The organism is Microcoleus sp. BR0-C5 (assembly GCF_036705045.1).
In the GTDB taxonomy this organism is placed as follows: Bacteria; Cyanobacteriota; Cyanobacteriia; order Cyanobacteriales; family Microcoleaceae; genus Microcoleus.
On the sequence record NZ_JAUBTR010000055.1, the window covers coordinates 1 to 16010 of the forward strand.

At 45.7% G+C, this 16010-nt stretch carries 6 protein-coding genes; 2 read left to right on the plus strand and 4 right to left on the minus strand.

From position 1 onward, the window contains the following. The first annotated feature begins 240 nt into the window (after positions 1–240). Both psbC and QUB08_RS22455 read left to right on the plus strand, forming a co-directional pair. Entirely contained in the window at positions 241–1620 is a 1380-nt protein-coding gene (psbC, locus tag QUB08_RS22450; RefSeq protein ID WP_333227250.1) for a photosystem II reaction center protein CP43, read from the plus strand. Positions 1621–2186: 566 nt separating this feature from the next. Further along, the gene (locus QUB08_RS22455; protein WP_333227252.1) at positions 2187–6044 is read left to right on the plus strand and encodes a GAF domain-containing protein; all 3858 of its coding nucleotides are present in this window, start codon (positions 2187–2189) and stop codon (positions 6042–6044) included. 266 nt (positions 6045–6310) lie between these two features. Here the strand turns inward: QUB08_RS22455 and QUB08_RS22460 are convergent, their stop codons facing one another. The 4 genes from QUB08_RS22460 to QUB08_RS22475 all read right to left on the minus strand — a co-directional run bounded on the left by QUB08_RS22460 (position 6311) and on the right by QUB08_RS22475 (position 15778). Then, on the minus strand, positions 6311–12340 hold the full coding sequence (locus QUB08_RS22460; protein WP_445300947.1) for a PAS domain S-box protein: 6030 nt from the start codon (positions 12338–12340) through the stop codon (positions 6311–6313). A gap of 233 nt (positions 12341–12573) precedes the next feature. Beyond that, complete coding sequence (locus tag QUB08_RS22465) at positions 12574–12978, minus strand: hemerythrin family protein (protein WP_333227256.1); 405 nt, start codon at positions 12976–12978, stop codon at positions 12574–12576. Between the two features lie 18 nt (positions 12979–12996). Continuing rightward, positions 12997–14013: a PleD family two-component system response regulator gene (locus tag QUB08_RS22470; RefSeq protein WP_333227258.1), complete on the minus strand. Its 1017-nt coding sequence runs from the start codon at positions 14011–14013 to the stop codon at positions 12997–12999. Between the two features lie 670 nt (positions 14014–14683). After that, a complete protein-coding gene (locus QUB08_RS22475; RefSeq protein ID WP_333227260.1) occupies positions 14684–15778 on the minus strand; it encodes an RNA-guided endonuclease TnpB family protein in 1095 nt (364 codons plus the stop codon). Positions 15779–16010: the final 232 nt, after the last annotated feature.

Below are 16010 nucleotides of genomic sequence, written 5' to 3' on the forward strand. Positions count from 1 at the left end.
CGTGCTTGGATGGCTCCGACTGACCAACCCCACGAAAACTTCATCTTCCCTGAAGAAGTTCTGCCTCGCGGTAACGCACTTTAAAAAAATCAGGATTTGGATTTCAGATTAATTTAGTTTTTTTAAATTAATCTGAAATCCAAATCCCAATTCCCCGGCGCAGGCCAGGTACTCCCGTGCCCTACTGGGGAACAAAAAAACCCAAAATCCAAAATCTAAAATCGTTGGAGGTTCTACCGGGTGGTAACGCTCTCTAATTCCTACGCAAGCGGTCGCGACCAAGAATCCTCCGGGTTCGCTTGGTGGTCTGGCAACGCTCGTTTAATCAATCTCTCCGGCAAACTGCTGGGCGCACACGTCGCTCACGCTGGCTTGATCGTGTTCTGGGCCGGTGCAATGACTTTGTTTGAAGTCGCTCACTTTATCCCAGAAAAGCCCATGTACGAACAGGGCTTAATTTTGATGCCCCACGTCGCTACTTTGGGTTGGGGCGTAGGCCCCGGCGGTGAAGTCACTGATATCTTCCCGTTCTTCGTAGTCGGCGTTCTTCACTTGATTTCATCTGCTGTTCTCGGTTTGGGCGGCATTTATCACGCCGTTCGCGGCCCGGAAGTTCTCGAAGAATACTCTTCGTTCTTCGGCTACGACTGGAAAGACAAGAACCAGATGACCAATATCATCGGCTACCACCTGATTCTGTTGGGATGCGGCGCTCTGCTGCTGGTAGCTAAGGCCATGTTCTTCGGCGGTGTCTATGACACTTGGGCTCCGGGCGGCGGCGACGTGCGTATTATCACGAACCCCACTCTGAATCCGGCTGTGATTTTTGGCTACTTGGTGCGCTCTCCTTTTGGTGGCGAAGGCTGGATTGTCAGCGTCAACAACATGGAAGATATCATCGGCGGTCACATCTGGCTCGGCCTGATTTGTATCGCTGGTGGTGTTTGGCACATTTTGACCAAGCCTTTCGGCTGGGCTCGCCGCGCCTTAATTTGGTCTGGCGAAGCTTACCTGTCTTACAGCTTGGGTGCTTTGTCCCTGATGGGCTTCATCGCTTGCTGCTTTGTCTGGTTCAACAACACTGCTTACCCCAGCGAATTCTACGGCCCGACGGGCCCGGAAGCTTCTCAAGCGCAAGCTTTGACCTTCCTGATCCGCGACCAACGCTTGGGTGCTAACGTCGGTTCTGCACAAGGCCCCACCGGTCTGGGTAAATACCTGATGCGCTCTCCTACTGGCGAAATCATTTTCGGCGGTGAAACGATGCGTTTCTGGGATTTCCAAGGCCCTTGGTTGGAACCCTTGCGCGGTACTAACGGTTTGGACTTGAACAAAATCAAGAATGACATTCAGCCTTGGCAAGCTCGCCGCGCGGCTGAATATATGACTCACGCTCCTTTGGGTTCTTTGAACTCTGTGGGCGGTGTGGCGACTGAAGTTAACTCGTTTAACTTCACTTCTCCTCGTTCTTGGCTGTCCTGTTTCCACTTTGTGATGGGTTTCTTCTTCTTGGTCGGCCACTTGTGGCACGCTGGTCGCGCTCGCGCGGCTGTCGCTGGCTTTGAGAAGGGTATCGATCGCGAAAATGAAGCGGTACTTTCTATGCCAGACTTAGACTAATCGATCGAACTTATTTCTGATTTGATTGTCTAATCGAAAAAGGCTCCTGCTTAACGGCAGGAGCTTTTTTTTGCTCCAATATCTGAAAAAAGCTGCCGATTGTCGATCAACTGTTCTCCGAACCCCCTAGCAGCAGATACAATCCTAGACGTAGAAACCAGGTTTCTGAGTTAACCTGTTGAATTCAATGCTGTTTCTTTCCGTCAGCTCGTTCTTCAGCGAGCTTTTGCATCCAGGACTGAGATATTTCGGTGCGACCTTCATCGGTGGCGGTGAATGACTCTGCAAGTCTTGAAACTTGACAATTTTAATCCGTTGGGGTAAAGAGCTTGCAAGGCAGGTGCTACAAAGTTTATATTTAAAGTACAAAAGTTTTAATCCCCCACAATGGAAAGTTGCAATGGAAAGTTGCAATTTTAAGGCAGATCGCTACAGGTGCAAAACTAATCGACGATCGGCATCAGGATATTTATATTTTATTAAATGGCTGTGCTTGCCGAATTTTTTAACAGGCACAAAACTTTTGGGCCACTTACTATTATTGCTAGGAAAGCAAAAGATTAATAATGGACTCATTAAAGATCGAAAATCTCAAGGTGAGGTTCGATCGAGCAAATTTGCTCGAACGCATCGCCAACCGCATTCGCCGCTCTCTAGAACTACCCGAAATTCTGAGCGCAACAGCAGCAGAAGTTCAATCCTTCTTGGGAACAGACAGAGTAAAAATCTACAAATTTCATAGCGACGGTAGCGGTGAAGTGATTGCCGAATCAATTAACGGCAACCGCTTGCCATCCCTATTGGGTCTGCATTTTCCAGCAGACGATATTCCCCCTCACGCCCGCGAACTGTTCGCGCAAGTACAGGTGCGATCGATCGTCGATATAGATTCCGGGCAGCTAGGCCAAAGTCCGCGCCGCGAGGCGGTTTCCGGCCAACTGCTGCCCGACGAAGTGCGCTTTCGCGCGGTTGACCCCTGCCACGCTGAATACTTGACTGCACTGGGCGTCAAGGCTTGCTTAGTAGTACCAATTTTTCACGGCGAAGAATTCTGGGGGTTGTTGGTATCTCACCACTCCGAGTCCCGGAGTGTGGCAGAAAACGAACTCCAAGGCGTTCAGATGGTGGCAGATCAGCTCGGCGTCGCCATAGCTCAATCAACCCTCCTCGCCCGAGCGAGGGCGAAAGCTCAACGGGAAGCCGCAGTCAACCGCGTCGCCGCAGCCCTTAACTCCCAGCCAGCGATTGAACTCCAAACAGCTTTGGCAGAATCGGTAGCAGCACTAGACGCCGCCGGCGGCAGGCTGTGCATTTTCGCCACACCATTCATTTCCGACAGCAGCAAAGTTCCGAATCTAGTTCCCTATTCGGATAACTCCACTGGCGAACTCACAGTCTACACTTGCGGCTCAGGGCCGAAGATGCCAATTTCGGCAAAATACCCGCAGGTTGAGCAATACAGCGTCTGGCACGAATATTTTAAATCCGGCGAGCAACAGGTTTGGGCAATTCCCGACTTGTACCAACTTAGCAGTTTGAGAAGCCTGCAACCTGCATTTCGATCGACCAAAATTCGCAGCATTTTAGTCGTACCGCTCAGAACCCGCCAGCAAATATTCGGTTACTTGACCATTTTTCGAGAAGAATTTGACACCGAAACTCTCTGGGCTAGACAGTTTGATAGCGACGAGCGGCTCGCCCAATCTCGGATATCTTTTGAAGCGTGGAAAGAGTCAAAAACAGCTCAAATTCGCGAATGGAAGGCTGAAGAAATTGAATTGATCCAAATTTTTTGCAACCACTTTTCTAATGCTATTAACCACTACAAACTCGATCAACAAATAGAGGAAATTAACACAAATTTAGAAAATCAAGTTCAAAAGCGCACCGCTCAACTACAGCAGTTGACCCAACAGCAGCAAGTGCTGTTTGAAGTCGTGGCCAAAATGCGGAAATCCCTCGACTTGAACAAGATTTTTAGCACGATGTCCCAAGAAGTGCGACGGGCTTTAAATGCAGATAGAGTTGGGGTTTACCGCTTCGATGCCGCATCGGAATTTAACGATGGCGAATTCGTGGCCGAAGATGTTTTGCCAGATTTTCTGTCAGCAATGGCAGTCAAAGTGAACGATCGCTGCTTTGGAGAAAACTACGCCAATCTCTACTCTCAGGGGCGAGTTCACGCCATGTCTGACATCAGACAAGCCGGACTGGAAGATTGCTTTCAGCAAGTCTTGGAGCAATTTCAGGTCAAAGCTACTTTAGTTGCACCGATTATGAAAGGCAACGACCTTTGGGGGTTGCTGTGCGTACACCAATGTTCGGCTCCCCGCAACTGGGAATCTTCCGAAATTAAGTTTGCTACCCAAATTTCCGCTCAGCTAAGCATCGCTTTAGAACAAGCAGATTTGCTCGCTCAAACTCAGCAGCAAGCAGTTGAGTTGCAGCGGGTAGCAGAGCAGGAGCGAATACTGTTTGAGGTAGTTGCTAAGATTCGACAATCTCTCGATTTAGATACAATTTTTCGTACTACAACTACAGAAGTGCGGCGGGTATTAAAGGCCGATAGAGTTGGCATTTATCGCTTTGATCCTAGTTTAAAATTTAATGAAGGGGAATTTATTACCGAAGATGTTTTGCCTGGTTTTTCTTCGGCAATGAATGTAAAAGTTCGCGATCATTTCTTTAGCGAAAACTATGCCCAAAAATATAGTCAGGGACGCATTCAAGTGCTACAAGATGTCGAAAATGCTGGACTTTCAGACTGCCATGTTGCTCTTTTAGCTCAATTTCAAATTAGAGCTCAGGTGATTATGCCGCTGATGAATGGCAGCGAACTTTGGGGTTTGCTGTGCGTGCACCAGTGCAGCGGTTTGCGCCATTGGAACACTTCCGAAATTCAGTTTGCTACGCAAGTGGGAATTCAGTTGAGTGTAGCATTAGAACAAGCAGATTTGTTGGCTAAAACGCGGCAGCAATCAGTTGATTTGCAGTGGGCAGCCGAGCAACAGCGGATACTGTTTGAAGTGGTGGCTAAGATTCGAGAATCTCTCGATATCAACGCGATTTTTAAGAGTGCAACCCAAGAAGTTTGTCAGTTTATGCAAGTTGATAGAATTGGTGTCTATCAATTTAATCCTGATTGGAGCGGCCATTATGTGGCAGAGTTTGTGAAAGATGGCTGGATAAAATTGGTAGGGAAAGGTATCAGTAGGGTTTGGCAAGATACTTATTTGCAGGAAAACCGAGGCGGCAGATATGCCAATAATGAAACTCTAGCCGTTGACGATATCTATCAAGTTTGCCACTCGGAGTGTGACCTTGGTATTTTAGAGCAATTTCAGGTGAAGGCTTATGCGAGCGCGCCTATTTTTGTAGGAAAAGAACTTTGGGGTTTGCTGACAGCGTATCAACATTCTGGACCCCGCTGTTGGGAAAGTTCAGAAGTTAACTTTTTAGCTCAGATTGCCAATCAATTAGGCGTTGCTATCCAACAAGCCGATTTGCTGGCTCAAACCAGACGCCAAGCAGAACAAATCGCTCAAAGTTTAAAAGATTTGCAGCAGACTCAAGCTCAATTGATTCAAACTGAAAAAATGTCGGGTTTGGGGCAACTGGTAGCCGGGATTGCTCACGAAATTAACAATCCGGTTAATTTTATTTACGGCAATCTCAATCACGCTAGTGAATATACTGCTAGCTTACTGAGTTTGCTGGAACTTTACCAGCAGCAATATCCAGCTTATAGTCCTGAAATAGACAAATTGAGTGAAGATATTGACTTGGAATTTCTGCTAGAAGATTTGCCAAAATTGCTATCTTCAATGAAGGTGGGAGCCGATCGCATCCGTCAAATAGTTCTGTCTTTAAGGAATTTCTCTCGTCTTGACGAAAGTCAAATGAAGGCGGTTGATATTCACGAGGGCATTGACAGCACGCTGTTAATTTTACAGCACAGACTGAAATCTAATGCGGACAGTGCAAACATTGTGCTAGTGAAAGAATACGGCATCTTGCCTCGAGTTGAGTGTTATGCTGGACAGTTGAATCAGGTATTTATGAATGTAATCGGGAATGCGATCGATGCTTTGGAATCGCACAAGTTGCTCGCTGGTCAATCGGGAGCTCCTCAAATTAAAATCTCGACTGCTGTCGGTCAACTTAATGGTACTATTCCTAGCGCGCTGATTCGGATTTCTGATAACGGTACGGGAATTTCGGAATCTATGAGACAACGCATATTTGACCCTTTTTTCACGACTAAGCCAGTGGGGAAAGGTACTGGATTAGGACTGTCAATTAGTTACCAAATTGTGGTAGAGAAACACGGCGGCGTTTTAAAATGCAATTCGGAATTGGGGAAAGGTACTGAGTTTGCGATCGAGATTCCGCTTCGACAGCAGTCATTAGTCATTAGTCATTAGTCATTATGGTAAAATCCAGCCAACAGTCAACACTCAACAATCACGCAGGGTGCAGCCGGACTCGATCTCATTCATCTGCGTTAATCTGTGTTTATCTGCCCTCATCTGCGGTTAAAAAAAGAAAATTTCAGCAAGCGCAGATGACAAGGGATTGACACTGATTCACGCAGATGCAGATGCGATCGCATAGCCACCTGGCTGCATCGCGTGTGACAGTTGGGTAAGTCCTGATGCAAAAAGATGCCTATTTAAGTGACTTTCATAGATTAATTAGTTTCGCTCTTTTGTAGTTCTTGTTGGAGAGTATTCTTGACACGATCGTACTCACCCTCGATTTGAGCAAATAGGGATGAGGCTCGATCTAGTTCACCAGAGGTACTGATGACTTCTAACGTGGCACAAAGGTGGGCCAGAGGAGCCGCGCTGAGATTCGCACTACTGCCTTTGAGGGTATGGGCCGCTCGGTTTAGGGTTTGAGTATCCGCTTGGGCGATCGCTAATTTCATAGCTTCTAGCAACTTTACGGCTTCCTCCAAGTAGCAATTAGCTAGCAAGCTCAAAATCTCGGTTGAATCTTGATCGATGCTGCTACAGAAGGCTTGCAGTTCAGTGAGGTTAACCGCTGGCACATCAATTTCTGGCTTCTTGCTATCGGATTCCTCCTTTTGGGCCTGCTGCGGTTCCGGGTTGGGTGGACACTGACTCAGCGCTTGGTTGAGAGCCTCTAGTCGAATTGGTTTACTGATATAGTCATTCATGCCAGCATCAAGACAAACCTGGCGATCACCCTGCATGGCATTTGCCGTCATTGCAATAATCCAGGGACGAGTATGAGCCGGCCACTGCTCACAAATACGACGGCTGGCTTCAAGTCCATCCATCTCTGGCATTTGTACATCCATCAGCACTACATCATAAGGCTGGCGATTCAGGGCTTCCAAAACTTCCAATCCATTGGCAGCAATATCGGCCCGGTATCCCAAACGCTCTAACAGCAGCAGTGCCACCTTCTGATTTACCAGATGATCTTCTGCTAAAAGAATTCGCAGTGGGAGTCTCTCGACCAGCTTCATATCATCAACAACAGATCTAGGGACCTGTTGTTGAACTTTTTTCGGTTGACCTTGTAGCACATGGATCAGTATTTGATAGAGCTGGGATTGTTTGATGGGTTTGCTTAAACAAGCGGCAAAGTGGGTGGAGAGCGCTGAAGAACTCGCTTCTGGGTAGCCCATTGAAGTCAGCAACACGAGGGGTAAACGGTGGCACTTAGGATGCTGGTGGATGACTGAGGCGAGTGTGAGACCGTCCATTTGTGGCATTTGCATATCTAAAATAGCGAGATCAAACGCTTCTCCAGTCTCAAGCCAGTTGAGCGCTTCCACAGCCGATTGGGCAGCCAGACTCTGCATCCCCCAACTCTCTGCTTGCAATGTCAGAATTTGTCGGTTAGTGGGCTGGTCATCCACGATTAATAAACGCTTGCCAGATAGTTCTGGTATCATTTCCATCGGTTCCGCTAACTCAGTAGCAACAGAGGATGCCACAATCGTGAAGTAGAAGGTAGAACCCATTGTGACTCGATTAAGCTTAGTGGCTTGCCATTTTGGTGAAGGGGTTCCTCCGACGTGACCTCGGGTTTCAACCCACATCATGCCGTTCATCATTTCACTAAGTCGCTTACTAATCGCCAGACCTAAACCAGTCCCTCCATACTGCCGAGTCGTCGAAGCATCTACTTGACTAAAAGACTTGAACAGTCGATCGAGCCGGTTGGCTGGAATACCAATGCCTGTGTCTTGAATGGCAAACTGGATTTCATACAAGCTTTCTGACAAGTTCCCTGGCTCAGAAATTGTTTTGTCAGAATCAACTAGAGAGGCTTCTACGGAAATGGTAACTTCCCCAGTTTCAGTAAACTTAATCGCATTGTTGAGCAAGTTAACTAGAATCTGACGAAGACGGGTGACATCACCCAAAATGAAGTTAGGAGTCTGAGGCTGGATGAGGTAGCCCAACTCAATATCCTTCTCATCTGCTTTAACTGCAAGTTGGTCGATCGCATTTTCTATGCAATCTCTCAAGCTCAAGGGATACATTTCTAACTCCAGCTTGCCCGACTCAATTTTGGAGAAGTCAAGGATGTCGTTGATGATACTCAGGAGGGTATCCCCACTATTGCGAATCGTCTCGATAAAGTCTCGCTGTTGAGCCTTGAGTTCTGTATCCAGCAGTAGTCCCGTCATACCAATAACCGCATTCATGGGAGTGCGAATTTCATGGCTCATCATCGCCAGAAACTCACTTTTGGCTCGGCTCGCTGCTTCTGCTTCCCGTCTAGTTTGCTCCAGGGCAAAGTTTTTCAGAGTTAATTCTTCTCGTTGTCGAGTTTCTTGCTCTAGTAATTGGGCTTGAGCTAGGGCAATTCCTACTTGAGCCGCCACTGATTCTAGCAACTCCACTTGATCCGTAGTCCAATTACGGTAGCGATCGCACTGGTGCAAACAAATGGCACCATTCGGTTCTCCTTGGTAAGAGGTTCGCACTGCTAATATCGATCTTAATTTGAGACTGGTACAAATTGAATGAGCAGAGGTGAGCAATGAATCGCAATAGATATCCGGAGTGGCGATCGCTTCATCTTGAGCCATCAACTGTTTTGTATATGCAGGACTGAGCGCCAGAATGTCATGCTCCCCGCTGGGGGCAGATCCGGCTGCTAGATACTCTGCAACGACAGGAAACTGAGGATGTGGATTGTCCAGGTATGTGCGAATTAAGCAGCGACTGACCCCAAAAGCTTGCCCAATCTGAACAGCAGCCGTTTCAAATATCTGCTGAGCATTGAGGCTTTGACGAATTTCTTGGGTAATTTGCTTCAGCAGTAGGGCTTTTTGCAACTGTCGCTGTAGTGCTTCTTCTGCCTGCTTGCGATCGGTAATATCCTTCATAAAGCAGTGATGCCCGACAAACACATTTTGCTCGTCATAAGTAGAGACCATCACCACTTGTTTATAGAAGCTAGAGCCATTTTTTCGCCTTCCCCTAGCTTCCGCTTCTACTCTGCCATCTCTCAACATTTGCTCATAAGCAGCCGCCATCTTCTCCACATCTTCAGGATGAACGGTTGTTTGCCAGTCCATCCCTAGCAGTTCCTCCTGCTGATATCCGCAGATGGCAGCATAAGTCACATTGACAGAGATATAGCGTCCTTGAGGGTCCAGCCGAGAAATGCCTGCCACGGCATTTTCTAGCGCAGCACTCATTTGTTGCAGTTCGGCTTCGGCTCGTTTGCGATCGCTAATTTCAATTAGAATGCAACCCACCGCTATCGGATGCTCTGCATCCTTGAAAATGGGAAAGTGAGAAACGAGCCAGTAGCGCTCGGCACCAGTTTGACTGGATACTTCTGTGCTAATTTCCAAGTTGATGGAAGGTTTTCCTGTCGTTAAAACCTGTTGTAATAGTGGATTCACACCAGCAGAAAATTCTCCCAAAACATTATCGGTTGTCTTACCTAAGTGAGCCTCCACAGAGGGGCCATTAAATTCAGCTAGTGCCTCATTGATTTGTAAAAATCGAAACTGCTGATCGTGGATACACAGCCCCACCCCTGCTAGGGAAGCTCCTTTAAAGAAAGCATTCAATAATTGCTCTCTAGCTTGAATTTCCTGCTCTAAGTTTTTGCGCTCGGTGATATCGCTGTGAGAACCAGTCATACGGATAACTCTACCCGCTTCATCCGAAAGTGCTTGCCCTCGAGCCAAAATCCATTTGTAGCTCCCATCCTTACAACGCATTTGAAATTCTGTAGTATAAAAGGGAGTTTTGCCCTCCAAGTGATCTTGAATTACTTGCATCACCCAACCGAGCTCATTGGGATGCACTCGTTTGCTCCATTCGTCCAGGTGATGGGGAATTTCATGATCCTCGTAGCCCAACATTTCTTTCCAGCGAGCTGAGAAGAAGACTTCATTGGTGTTGAGGTTCCAATCCCATACCCCGTCGTTACTACCGCGTAGGGCGAGTTCCCACCGCTCTTCACTAGCTTCCAGGGCTGCTTCTGCCTCATGCCGTTCAATTTCACTACCAATCCATTGAGCCATCAGCTTCAGTAATTCCACATGGGCAGATTTAAAGCTGTCTGCACGGGGAGATTTACTAGAAAAGCTGAGGGTACTGTAGACTTTGCCTCCAACTAAAACTCGTGTTCCAATATAAGCTTCCATGCCAAGGGCAAGATAGGCAGGATGGGAACGAAATTTTGAGGTGCCTATATGTTCGATGGTTAGGGGTTCATTTGTGTCTAAAGCTTCACAGCACAAAGTTTGCTTAATATCAAAGACATCACCTAGTTTCAGGATTTGATCGGGCGATCGCGCAACCATCACCTCATAACGGTTATCTTGCACACGACCCAAGATGCCACTTTCCAGCCCAAAATTCTGACATCCCATGTCAATCAACGCTTGAATGCGCTGCTCAAAATTGAGATTTTGGGTAGCAGTGACTTCATATAAAGCTCGTATCGCCGCCTCTCTTGTTCTTACTTCAGCTTCGGCTTGTTTTCGTCTCTTAATTTCAGCTTTCAGAGATCGATTGATTTTGGATAATTTTTGCGTTCGTTCTTGAACCCGCTGTTCTAATGTGGCGTTGGCCTGTTTAATCTCCCTAAACTTTTGATTAAGCACGATCGCCATCAATTTAAAATTGCCAGCAAGCTCATTGATTTCCCTAACAGAGCTATGTTGCCATTCAAATGTTTCTTCTGAAAGCTTGTTGGGTAAGTCAGTAGTCGCACTAGCTAAATAGGATAATGGCTTGACCAGTCGTTCGCTAACCAGCGTTGCAAACAAAAATGCCAACATTGTGATGACGAGTAAAATAATCAAGTCAGCCTTGTAGCGATTTTGTAAATTTTCTACATAGGGAGCGGCTGGAATTTCTAAGCGTAATCTCCAGTCCAGATCGGAGCTAATTGTAAATTCCTGTATATACAGAGAGTTTTTCCAACGGATCATCGGATTCTTGCCCTTGCTAGGAAGCCACTGCTGCAAGGTTCCCTCTAAGGTGCGAGTGCTGCCGTCCTTTGACTCCTGAACCCTGGTCAAAAGTTTTTGGTCGGATTGATTACTAGCAATGACTCGGTTGTTTTCATCGAGCAATGTAATGCCTAGTTGCCGATCGTTTCTCTGGAAAATGTAGAGAGCTTTGATCTTGCTTAATGCTAATGAACCGTGGAGCAGCCCAAGAAAACGACCTTGAACTTGCAGGGGTACATTCAATCCTACATGAGGTTCGTCCAGTAATAGATCTTTGTGGATAGGAGTCATCCAAGGTCTCAACCGCTCTTGAGCCAGGGGAATTAGAGATTTATGTTCCGGGCTTTGTTCCATCAACCGCCGGCGGGTTTGATTTAAAGGAGAAGAAGTAGCTAAAATTGTTCCCGATGAATCTGCCACATAAATTTTGTCTAAATCGGGCAACATCAGCTCGATCAGGCTAACGTTTTGTTGGATCAGCTCGGGTGATTGAATTGCTGTATTAGCAGCAGTATCGGCTTCAGGCAGGAGCGATTTTTCAGCTAATGTATTCAAAGCTAAGAGATGTCGCTGATGCCATCTAGATATTGCGCTAGTGATAGTTTTTGCGTTGGTTTGTAACTCCGTTTGCACCGTCGTTTTGATTTGACCAACCAAGTATCTACCATCAAAAACTAATAGTATCAGTCCTGGAAGAAAGACAAAAGCTACCAACAGATGAAAAATAGTTTGTTGTAGAGAGATGGCGAGATGCTTTGAAGCACTAATCCATCGATCAATCGGCGCATACGAAATGATTAAGCTGGCAACTAAGGCATTAAAAATGCCGTTGACTGCTTGTTTGCACATAACGAGGATGGTCTGATTCGCCTCCATGTGCATCATTTGACCATAGAAAAGCCAAACGAGGGGCATTCCAATTAAGAACCAGTAAATCCCATCGAATAACAGGATATTTGGTTGTTTGCGCTTCTTGCAAAGAAACCCTACAAACAGAGCCTCAATTACCAAAATAATCGTGGCGTATGGATGATGCCAAAGGATATAAGTATAGCTGCCTGCAATTAGACCGGTCAAGCCTCCCCAGCCCCAGCCGAAGTAGTAAGTAATAATCAGTATGGGAATACTGCCAAAGAGGAAATCAACTCCAAAGAAAAGAGACAAACTGAAATAGTTGCCCAGAACACCCGCACCAGTGAGAAGGGCGATCGCACCTAACCATCTTTTATTACGCATTGAGCTAGCCCCTCCCATAAACTTTTATAATCGCTAGTTGCTGAATATGACCTGATTCCGATAAAAAAAGCGCCCTAGAGCCGATCTGTTATAGCGGTTCTCAAGCATGGTGAGGTATGCCCACGGAGGCCACGGAGGCCACGGAGGCCACGGAGGCCATGAGTACCTCATATGAGAGCTCGAAAGGCTATATTTACCTAACAGTTTCCATGAAGATCGCACCACCGATTATTTAAGCTTTCAGGCAGCAATCAAGGCTTACTCATACACGACTTGAGTTCTCGATCTACTTTTTTAATATGGTTCACGAACCAATCTAGTAATTGTTGATTAACCTTAATGGCTAACGAAAGACTCGATCCTTTGGTTTGTAGTTCCTGTTTAACTTCACTGAGTGTTTTAATAAATTGGGTATGCGCCGCTGCATTGTTAGATGAAACGGGGCATTTGTATCTTTGCATACAAGTTTCTTCAAAGCCGAAGTGTTGTGCTACATACAAGTCTAAAAAATATACAATATCTTTTATTTCTTCCTTTCCACGGTTTGCCAACATGGCATCCACTAAGGTATTGAGTTGATCGATCAATTGTTTATGCTGGCGGTCAATTTCTGGAATACCAATACTTAAGGAATCATTCCAAATTACGAGTGGCATAGTTTTTATCCTTCTGAGTTAAGGGTTGAATTGATTAACAGTATGAATATTGGTACAAAAAGTATTACGCCCTTGGGCTTTGGCTTTATAAAGTGCTGCATCGGCAGCAGTAATTAAAGTGTCTGGCAGGAACTCTTGGGTAGGAATCGCACTGGTAATACCGAAGCTTAGAGTAATACAATGGCCCAGAGGAGAGCTCTTATGAACTATTGCTAAAGCCTGAATTTCAGCCTGGATCTTATTAACGATTTGCACGGCTCTCTCAAGCTTTGTGTTGGGTAAAATAACTACAAATTCTTCACCTCCATAACGTGCTACTAAATCTCCGGCTCTATTAATACTGCGATTGAGAGCTGCGGCAACTTGCTGTAAACATAGATCCCCTGCTGGGTGTCCATAAGTATCGTTGTAAGGCTTGAAGAAATCGATATCACACAAAATTAGTGACAAAGGAGTTTGGTGCCTGGTCATCCGTTGCCAATCCTCCTCTAGCTGTTGGTCAAACTGACGGCGATTGGCAATCTGAGTCAAACCGTCAATTGACGCGAGGTATTTTAATTGTCGATTGGCGGCCTCTAGCTGGTTGTAAAGTAGGGTTTGTTGCTGTTGCAAATGTAATTGCTGAATCAAGCGTCGCACTCTCTGTCGCAGAACAGCCCAGTGAATCGGCTTAGTGATATAGTCCGCCGCTCCCGCTGCAAACGCTCGATCGACAGATTCTTTGTCTTCTAAGCTAGTAATCATCAAAATAGGTGGGCGATCGCTCTGAGGCACTTCAGATAATTTTTGACAACAAGCAAAACCATCCATAGTAGGCATCACTGCATCTAGCAGGATCAGGTCTGGATGTACTTCTTCATAAGCTGCTAGCCCTGTCAACCCATCACTAGCTTCGGCCACTCGGTATTTTTCCTTCTGTAAATACAGTCGAAGTTGCAAACGCATCAAGGCATCGTCATCCACAATAAGAATTAGAGAGGACGGTTCCGTAGATGGGTTAGTCGAAATGGCTGAGTCTTCTAATGATTGATACATACGTCATGGTGTATCTTAAGCTTTGGAAACATTTTAGCCTAGCATATTTTGAGCTTGGGATGGAAAGTGAAAAATTGGCAAATATGTCATAAATTATACACCAGCTAAGCTGCCGCAATAACATCCTAGGCAGCGTCGGGTTTGTTAAACCAACAGCCACAGTCTACTTAAAATTTCTCGCTTTTTTTCGGGGATATAAAGTCTGGTAAATTGTGCTAATTTTTGTAAATATGTAATTATTTCTGGGCATTGAACAGTTTTTACAACGTCAAGCGAGCTTTGACGAACGATCGCCTGTTATCTGGCGATCGCTCGTGGGACAATATGCTATATTTCTCAACTTAATTCAGCCTTTTTCGGGTGCATCAAATTCCGGCCTCATTTTTAAGCGATCGTCCGATCTATTTTTGGGGAATACATCTGATGGTCACACTATCGCGTATAGCTTCGCCCTTGGTTGAGCGTTGGTTCGCACCAGGAAGCACAGAGTGCAAAAAGGCGTAAGCTTTGTTAACAAACATTTACAGCGTTCTGCGCGATCTGGGATAGGTGTTTTCTGCTTTATAAAACTTATCTAAACCTATCTAAAGTCGTCTTTAGATACAATTCAGGGTTTACTTCCTACGCTGTTGGGTAGACGACTAATCCCAAGATAAGTAGGCTATCCCCCTCAAGCCGAGGGTTCCCAGTTTAAAATGTTCAAACTGGCATTAAAATCCCGATCTAAAGATCTGCCACAAGCAGGACAGTCGAAAGTCCGAACGCTTAGTGGCATATCTTTTTTGTTGCCACAATTCGAGCAAGTTTTAGTGCTAGGAAACCATTGGTCTACCAACACTAAACTAGCTCCATACATTTGACACTTGTAGTCGAGTTGCCATTGAAATTCGTAAAATCCCAGGTCAGATATTGCTCCAGCTAACTTGTGATTCGCCATCATTCCTTGAACGTTCAAGTTTTCAATTTTAATTAGCTTGAAACTTTTAGCTAAATAAGTTGTCAACTTGTGGAGGAAATCTAAACGAATACGAGCTATCCGTGCGTGGAGGAGACTAATCATATCGTAGGTTTGGCGCTGGTTTTGAGAACCTTTTACCTGTTTTGATGCTTGGCGTTGCAATTTAGCAAGTTTGGTTTTCGCACTGGCTTTCAACGGTTTGGGCGCATCAAAAACCTGCTGATTTGACAGCGTGGCAAATGACTTGATGCCGACATCAATTCCTACAGAACTTTCAGGTTGCTGAACCGGGAGACGTTCTGCATCAACGCAAAAAGAAACGAACCAGCGATTTCCTTCTTTTGAAATCGTGAAAGTTTGAGAGACAAAACTACACTCTAGGGCTTCGTAAAGCCGAAAAGTTCCCCAAGTAGGAATCTTGATAGTTTTACTAGCATTTAACAAAACTTTGCCGTTAGACGAATCAACCGTAAAAGATTGACCGGAGCGGCGACTAGCGAATTTCGGATGACCTGAAGAACCAGAACGATATCGACTAAACGCATCCTTCAAGTCAATCAAAGCGTTTTGGTAAACTCGGCTCGACAACTGGTTCATCCAGCCGAATTCAGGTTGTTTCTTGACGTAGTTGGTAAGAACTTTTTTGACTTCGTTGATTACCTTCGAGTCGGTAAATTTCCCCTCACTATACATTTGAGTTCGCAGGCTTAATCCAAAATTAAATACTACACGCCGGAATCCTGCGTGTCTTGCCATCAAAGTCGCTTCGTTGTTATTCAATTTTAGCGCTCGTTTAACGGCAAACATAGAACTTCCTCAATGGCGATGAAGTATGGATAAGTTTAGGAAACTATTTGGCACTTAAGTCTTGCTCCTGTCTTTGGGCTTGAGTTGGGAACACATCGTCAAAGCGTTGGCACCATCTTTCAAAGCATGGGGGCATGGAAGCTATACTATAGGAATTCTCGGATCATTTGTGAATTTCTTACTCTCTCCCCGCGAGTTCGGGGAGGGTTGGGGTGGGGTAAAAAATTTATGA

What these genes read in the sequence shown, in the direction of transcription:
- QUB08_RS22455 (WP_333227252.1), top strand. Translation starts at nt 2,187, where the DNA reads ATGGACTCATTAAAGATCGAAAATCTCAAGGTGAGGTTCGATCGAGCA.
- QUB08_RS22460 (WP_445300947.1), bottom strand. Translation starts at nt 12,340, where the DNA reads ATGGGAGGGGCTAGCTCAATGCGTAATAAAAGATGGTTAGGTGCGATC.
- QUB08_RS22465 (WP_333227256.1), bottom strand. Translation starts at nt 12,978, where the DNA reads ATGCCACTCGTAATTTGGAATGATTCCTTAAGTATTGGTATTCCAGAA.
- QUB08_RS22470 (WP_333227258.1), bottom strand. Translation starts at nt 14,013, where the DNA reads ATGTATCAATCATTAGAAGACTCAGCCATTTCGACTAACCCATCTACG.
- QUB08_RS22475 (WP_333227260.1), bottom strand. Translation starts at nt 15,778, where the DNA reads ATGTTTGCCGTTAAACGAGCGCTAAAATTGAATAACAACGAAGCGACT.